This window comes from uncultured Nostoc sp., from assembly GCF_964245445.1.
Lineage (GTDB): Bacteria > Cyanobacteriota > Cyanobacteriia > Cyanobacteriales > Nostocaceae > Nostoc.
On sequence record NZ_CAXTNE010000365.1, the window covers coordinates 1 to 6,336 of the forward strand.

Below are 6,336 nucleotides of genomic sequence, written 5' to 3' on the forward strand. Positions count from 1 at the left end.
ATGTTCGTCTCAGTGCGGCAGAGGCATTAACGAATATCAGAAAACTGGAGTTAAAGGAGGTTGTTGTAATTCTGAATAATATTTATCAGCCTGGTAATTCAGAATACTTAAATTGGCGTTTTCTAACCTATTTCCTGGGCGGTGGCACTGAGGAAGTGAAAACTTTATTGAAATGGCTCGGTTCTCCTCAATCAACTCCTGACAAACTCTCACATGATGAAGGTGTCAAAACCCTCAACGTATTTCTGCAAACTTGGAATAACAGCCAAGGACTAGAACGCTTACGCAACGATTTAGCCAAGCAAATTTCCGAAGTTGCTGGTAACAAAAACGTTCCTTGGAAACGGCAAGATATTGGTTTACTGCAAAGCCATTACAGCAACCTTAAAAAAGTCTACCCCACTGATGCGAATGCGGTGCAGTCAGTAATTAATAATCTGGAATATTAGCAGTGGTTTTTCAAAGCCAAAAATACCATCCTCATTCATGCAGCCTTTTGGCTTGCCCTGATCTTTGCCTACCCAAAATTTCCCCAAGTCCAAGCTATCTTCTTCTGGAACCCTTGGGTACGCCGGATTCTCGGCGTCGGCTATGTCGGCTTTCTCCTCACCTGGGTTCCTTTCTTCCGGCGCAAATTATTTGAACCATTCAAACCTTCCCTATTAGCCGATGCCGGATTAGATAATTTTTATGACCAATCATACTTCCCAGAATCTAAAGTCAAAGTTCCCGTCTCAGGAGACATCCAGTCAATTACCGCAGCATTACCCAGTATTCAAGGACAAATTATCTTAGAAGGTGATTCCGGCTTAGGCAAGTCGATGTTTCTCCGCCATCTGTTGAAAAATCAAGAGCGCATAGTCGTTTATCTCCCCGCCCAGAAATGTCATAAAGGCGTAATTGAAGCCATCCAAGACAAGCTACACGGACAAGCCCAAGATGCAGGCTTCCTGAAAAACCTGATTTACAGTGGCGCGATAGATATCTGCATCGACGGACTCAACGAAGTCACTGCCGAAACACGGGCAAAAATCTGCCAGTTTGTCGAAAGCTATTTCCGAGGCAACATTATTATGACTACCCAGCCCCTAGAGTGGACACCGCCCTCAACAGCAAAAACATACTACTTGCAGCCCCTTGAACAACAACAAATTCAAGAGTTTTTGATCTCCCGTCAGCCGCGACTCCCCCAAGATGCCAAAGTTCAAGGTGCTGATTACGCCCAAGCCTGCACCAATTATTTAACAGAAGTCCTCAATAACAAGCAAGCCCAAGAAGAGTTAGATGCTGTCCGCCGAATTCTTTCCAATCCAATGGATCTAACAGTGGTAGCACTGATGCTATCACAAGGTAAACAGCCAAACTTGTTTCGCCTGCAAGAACAGCAATACAACCTGATGGCGGCAGAATACCAGCAAGAATGGAAACAAGAATTTCCGCTCAAAAGATTTTCTGCCGCCGTCTACCGAATGCGACTCGAAGACAAACAAGCCTTACCCGCCGATGAATTTCACCAAGTTGCTATGTCTTTAGAAGACGAGAAATACAAGATGGTAGTCAGCCGTCAGTGGCAAGATGAAAAAGGCGAAGCCAAGAAAGAATGGTACTTCCGCCACGATAAAATCATGGATTTCTTCTTGGTGCAAAACTTTCTGGGCGAAACTGATGCTGCCGAAGGACTATTAGTTGATAGAATGGGCGATCCGCGATTTCGTGGTGTTTATTTCTTGCTAGCAACGTTGCTGCCTTTAGATGCAGCCAAAGAACTGCGGGAAGATTTGATTCAATACGCCGCCGACACCAAAGACAATACGGTGAGTAATACTTTTGTGCAGTTGTTGAGAACTAGATAAGTTGGGTATTGGACAATAAAATAACCCCACCCCCAACCTCTCCTCTTACCAAGGGGAGGGGAGACAAAGCACAGCTTTGGCGGGGTGGGGTTCTCCGTGTTTAACAAGTAATTAGGCGAAGTTAATATCACTGGTTATATTAACTTCGCTGTGGAGAAGATTGTTTCTGTTTTGAAACGCCACGCTGAGGGTTTAAAAATGGGGGGATGGGACAGTCTAGCGTCATGGCGATCGCTCTTAGTAAATCTGCTTCTGACTGTGTAACTTTGTTATCCAAAAGTACCGTGTGGGCGCAGGCATCAACAATAGCCTGCTTGAGTTTGGGACTGGCAAGACGGAGGCGCTCAATACTTTTTTTAAGTTCAGTGAAATTACAGGTAAGTGGCGTGTCTGGTTTTTCTTGTTCTCCGGCTTTGGGAAGTCGAAAAACTCCAGAACGAAAAGCATAGGCGATGTCTTCGGTGGAGGCATCGGGTTGGGAGTATCCGATGCGGGCAATGACGGACAATACTAATAAACTATCTGGCCAAATCTCTTCTATAGAGGTAAATTCAACCGTTATCACAGATGTAGGATTTATACTAGGTTGGAGGCGATGCCACAGGATTAACTGCAACACAAAATGCCACAATGATAAACTTCCGGTAGCTACAACTAAACCGTGGATGCATTTGCACAACCTTTGGCATTCTTTAGCAGAATTTTGACGCAATACGGGTACTGCTAAATCCACAAGTGGCAAACGAATTCTGGGATCTAACTGGCTAATTTCGCTACTCAATTCCAGGGTTTTGTCTACCAACTCAGCAGGCTGCACCTCGCGTAACCAAGCAATTTGACGTTGTTGGATCTCGATATTTTCAGTATCTAACGCTAGCGCCAAAGCGATCGCCATTGCACTTTCCTGCTCCCGCACGCCCAAGCGCAGGGATTCTGGTAACTGCGATAACAGCGCTTGAGCATGGGCAAAATGCTCTGGTGTGACGCTTCCCACCTGGTTTACAACCTGTGCTGGTGTGGCGCTGTCACCACCAGCAAAGCCCATTGTTTGGGATTCCTGGGAAGGGGAACGCACTTGATTGCGAGATGGCATTGCTGCTAAATTGCTGACGTTCAAACCCCCAACGCGGCGGATACGTTCTGCTAAGGGTGGGTGGGTAGAAAACATATTTTCCCAGAAAGAGGGGTTAAGGGCGTTGCCAAAAAACATGTGGCTAGCGGCTTCTGCTCCGGGCGCAATCAAGCGTGAATCCATTTTTTGGAGTTTTTGAAAGGCTCCGGTAAGTCCATTGGGATTGCGAGTGAACTGTACAGCCGAAGCATCGGCGAGAAATTCCCGTTGGCGAGAGACTGCGGCTTTAATTAAGCGTCCACAGAATAATCCGATACTGCCAATTGCCATTAGTGCTAAACCAAAAGCCCACAAAGGCAAACCCTTGTCTTCCTTTCCTAAACGGAAGCTACCACGAATCTGCCACAGCAATTCTCCAGTTAAGTAAATGAACAAAATCCCGTGCAGTAGTCCCATCAAACGCAAATTCAGCCGCATATCTCCATTGAGAATATGACTAAATTCGTGGCCAATGACTCCTTGTAGCTCATCCCGGTTCAGATGTTGTAGAGTTCCACGGGTAACTCCAATTACAGCATCATTGGGCGTAAATCCGGCAGCAAAGGCATTAATGCTGGTTTCTCTCTCAAGGAGATAAACTTCAGGGACGGAAATACCGGAAGCGATCGCCATTTCCTCGACAATATTTAATAGTTGTCGCCCTTGTTCATCCGCCATATCTGGTATCAGGAGTCTTCCCCCTAACTCTTGGGCAATTACGCTTCCGCCCTCACGGAGATAGGCAATTTTATATAAGCTTGCTAATGCGATCGCAATTATTGTAATCCCAGCCACGTAGAGAAATAATCCTGGATGCCACCAAACACGGGGAGCCATGCGAAACAGAAATAAAGTGGCAATATAAATTGCCATAATCATGACTGCGATCGACAGGGAAAATAACCCGATTAATTGTTGCGTATTTTGGCGTGCCCGATCCTGATGTTCAAAGAAATTCATAGATACCTAAAAAGACACGCGTGGAGCATTTCTCATTTCTGGAGTAGCTTCAGGGAGCAATTCTGCAACAGTAAAGTTAAAAGTATTGGCCACAAGGTTGCTGGGGAAAGATTCGCTCTTAGTGTTGTAAAGTGTCACCGCGTCATTAAAAGCCTGACGTGCAAAAGCAATCCGGTTTTCAGTGGAAGATAATTCTTCCATTACTTGAGTCATGGCGCGATCGGCTTTCAATTCTGGATAAGATTCTGAAAGTACCATCAACCGACTTAACGCACCCGTTAGCGCTCCTTCGGCATTGCCCAACTGTTGCATCGCTTGGCGATCGCCGGGATTTTGCGCCGCACGAGTGCTAGCATTAATTGCAGAATTTCGAGCCGCAATAACTGCCTCTAGAGTTTCCCGTTCATGTTTCATGTACCCTTTAGCAGTTTCCACTAAGTTGGGAATTAAATCATAGCGGCGCTGTAATTGAACATCAATTTGAGAGTAAGCATTTTTGTAACGATTGCGATACTTGACTAAATCGTTGTAGCCATTAATGATAATTACAGCAACAATGGCAACTAAAGCAACAGAAAATATTAAAAGCCCCATATTTTTAGATGATTTCCATCAGCTACTTACTTTTTTGCAGATTTACCAATCACGGTAATCTTGATATCCAACAACATTTGTGTGGATATAAATATGAGTCTACTTGTAGCAAGTTGGCTTCGTCGTCTGTAAAATTAATTACGCAAATTTACTAGTGTAAGATTTTTTAAATAACCGCAGAGGTGCAGAGAACGCAAAGAGAAATAATTTCCAACAATTCAAAATTTGTGAACTCTATCATCTCTCTTTTCTCTGTGTACTCTGCGTCTTTGTGGTTGATTAAAAATTGTAGCCAGATAAGTCACCTATGAATCTGAATAAATAAAGAATAACCACTGACAACGAAAATAAAAAGGATAGCGGCAGGAAAAATTACTACATCTCTGACAATAAATAAAATCCAATCTTTTCTTAGTTCTTGTTTAAACTTGAGTTCTCGCAGTTTATGCTCAAGTTCTACATCTTCTTGTGACTGCAAATTTTCAGGTGACAGAATTAGTGGATTGTCGCCTTTGCTAGCAATTATTTTTGATAAATCTGTATTATCTGTCATGCTGTTTAGATACCAATAATTTCAGCTTCAAGATTTTGGTTATCATCTGCAATCCAGATATGCTTGCCTTTTTGCTTGGCTTCTAAGGCAACTTCTAGGAGTGCGTAGGCGTAGCCAGCCGTAGACATCGCTTTTATTAGTACCTCAGCATTATTTCCATTAATCTATTGCGCCAGATTATTTATTGTCTCATAAAGTTCTGGCGATAAATCTAAATTTATTTGAGGTCTTGGGGCTTTATCTTGTGCAGTCATTTATATTTTAAAGGATACGAGGTTGATACAAACTTGTGGCTAGTGTGAAGTTAAGCTGTCTACAGAACTCCCAGTTCTTAATTCTTGACTTTGAAATAACTATAATCATGCTATTTCCACCCTCTGAGGTTCAGAAGGCTTACAAATCAATATTCAGTAGCACGCGTTGAACTGCTATCAGTGATTTTTCTGTTTAATTCAACAACAAGTGCCACCACCGTTTCTGGATCAATAGGTTTGGCTAGGTGAAGTTGAAATCCAGCAGTGATCGCTTGCTGCTGATCGACTTCTTTGGCATAAGCTGTTAAAGCAATAGCGGGAATTTGTTTCCCTTGTTCAAGCCCAAGGGCACGAATTTGTTGCATCAGCATATAGCCATCCATCTGTGGCATCCCAATGTCACTTGAGCTACCACGTAGCGATACTGTCCGTCGTACCCTCGCACACGGTACTCAACAACAACTGGTGTTTTCGTTTGTAGCGATCATGGCTAGAATGCTCCAAACTGAATGGTTCACCTTGGGGTAATGGAGCAAGCAAAGCTTAGTCGTTGAGCATCAGTTAGCAGGAAGCAAGCTCGTGTGTTTGGATTTAGTCTAGATACGGAGTCACATACAGATAATAGACAATCGTCCAGTATTTGGCCCAATGCAGTCAACTCCAGCAGTCGCTTCTGCTCAATCAGTAGAAGTTCTGCCCGTTTGCGATCGCGGTGTTCTTGGGCTTGGAACAATGCCTCTTGTACCGAAGGCACTAACCGTTCTAACCGTTGCTTAAGTACATAGTCTGTAGCTCCCCGCTTGAGCGTTTTGATCGCTAATTCCTCACCTAAGTTGCCAGAGACAAAAATAAATGGAATATCAGGACGAAGGTAGCAGGCAATTTTCAGTGCCGAGATCCCATCGAATCCTCGCAATGTATAATCTGCCAGAATCAGGTCAAACTCATAAGTTTCCAGGGAGCAACGCGATTTGGTGAGGTAGGATCAAAAACCAGCGATCGCTAACAACT

6 protein-coding genes and 2 pseudogenes are annotated in these 6,336 nt (G+C 43.9%); 2 read left to right on the forward strand and 6 right to left on the reverse strand.

What is annotated here, in order from left to right:
• Nucleotides 1-1,853 (forward strand): annotated as a pseudogene (locus ACFE90_RS34825) (NACHT domain-containing protein); the annotation flags it as partial.
• Nucleotides 1,854-1,992: 139 nt separating this feature from the next.
• Here ACFE90_RS34825 and ACFE90_RS34830 read toward each other — a convergent pair.
• The 5 genes and pseudogenes from ACFE90_RS34830 to ACFE90_RS34850 form a co-directional block, all read right to left on the reverse strand.
• Complete coding sequence (locus ACFE90_RS34830; protein WP_375506835.1) at nt 1,993-3,924, reverse strand: M48 family metallopeptidase; 1,932 nt, start codon at nt 3,922-3,924, stop codon at nt 1,993-1,995.
• Between the two features lie 6 nt (nt 3,925-3,930).
• On the reverse strand, nt 3,931-4,518 hold the full coding sequence (locus tag ACFE90_RS34835; RefSeq protein WP_375506836.1) for a LemA family protein: 588 nt from the start codon (nt 4,516-4,518) through the stop codon (nt 3,931-3,933).
• Between the two features lie 301 nt (nt 4,519-4,819).
• Nucleotides 4,820-5,071 (reverse strand): hypothetical protein, encoded by a 252-nt coding sequence (locus ACFE90_RS34840; protein ID WP_375506837.1) that lies wholly within the window; start codon nt 5,069-5,071, stop codon nt 4,820-4,822.
• Nucleotides 5,072-5,076: 5 nt separating this feature from the next.
• Nucleotides 5,077-5,199, reverse strand: coding sequence for a hypothetical protein (locus tag ACFE90_RS34845; protein WP_375506838.1), 123 nt, complete (start codon nt 5,197-5,199; stop codon nt 5,077-5,079).
• Nucleotides 5,200-5,471: 272 nt separating this feature from the next.
• Nucleotides 5,472-5,729 (reverse strand): annotated as a pseudogene (locus tag ACFE90_RS34850) (response regulator); the annotation flags it as partial.
• Here ACFE90_RS34850 and ACFE90_RS34855 point away from each other — a divergent pair.
• On the forward strand, nt 5,722-5,853 hold the full coding sequence (locus ACFE90_RS34855; RefSeq protein WP_375506839.1) for a hypothetical protein: 132 nt from the start codon (nt 5,722-5,724) through the stop codon (nt 5,851-5,853). The pseudogene ACFE90_RS34850 and the gene ACFE90_RS34855 overlap by 8 nt on opposite strands.
• On the opposite strand, the gene ACFE90_RS34860 is transcribed toward ACFE90_RS34855, so the two are convergent.
• Nucleotides 5,840-6,283 (reverse strand): response regulator, encoded by a 444-nt coding sequence (locus tag ACFE90_RS34860; protein ID WP_375506840.1) that lies wholly within the window; start codon nt 6,281-6,283, stop codon nt 5,840-5,842. The genes ACFE90_RS34855 and ACFE90_RS34860 overlap by 14 nt on opposite strands.
• Between the last annotated feature and the right edge of the window lie 53 nt (nt 6,284-6,336).

Bases quoted from the DNA above. Each gene is read 5' to 3' on its own strand.
- ACFE90_RS34845 (WP_375506838.1), bottom strand. From the start codon at position 5,199: ATGTCTACGGCTGGCTACGCCTACGCACTCCTAGAAGTTGCCTTAGAA.
- ACFE90_RS34840 (WP_375506837.1), bottom strand. From the start codon at position 5,071: ATGACAGATAATACAGATTTATCAAAAATAATTGCTAGCAAAGGCGAC.
- ACFE90_RS34830 (WP_375506835.1), bottom strand. From the start codon at position 3,924: ATGAATTTCTTTGAACATCAGGATCGGGCACGCCAAAATACGCAACAA.
- ACFE90_RS34855 (WP_375506839.1), top strand. From the start codon at position 5,722: ATGTCACTTGAGCTACCACGTAGCGATACTGTCCGTCGTACCCTCGCA.
- ACFE90_RS34835 (WP_375506836.1), bottom strand. From the start codon at position 4,518: ATGGGGCTTTTAATATTTTCTGTTGCTTTAGTTGCCATTGTTGCTGTA.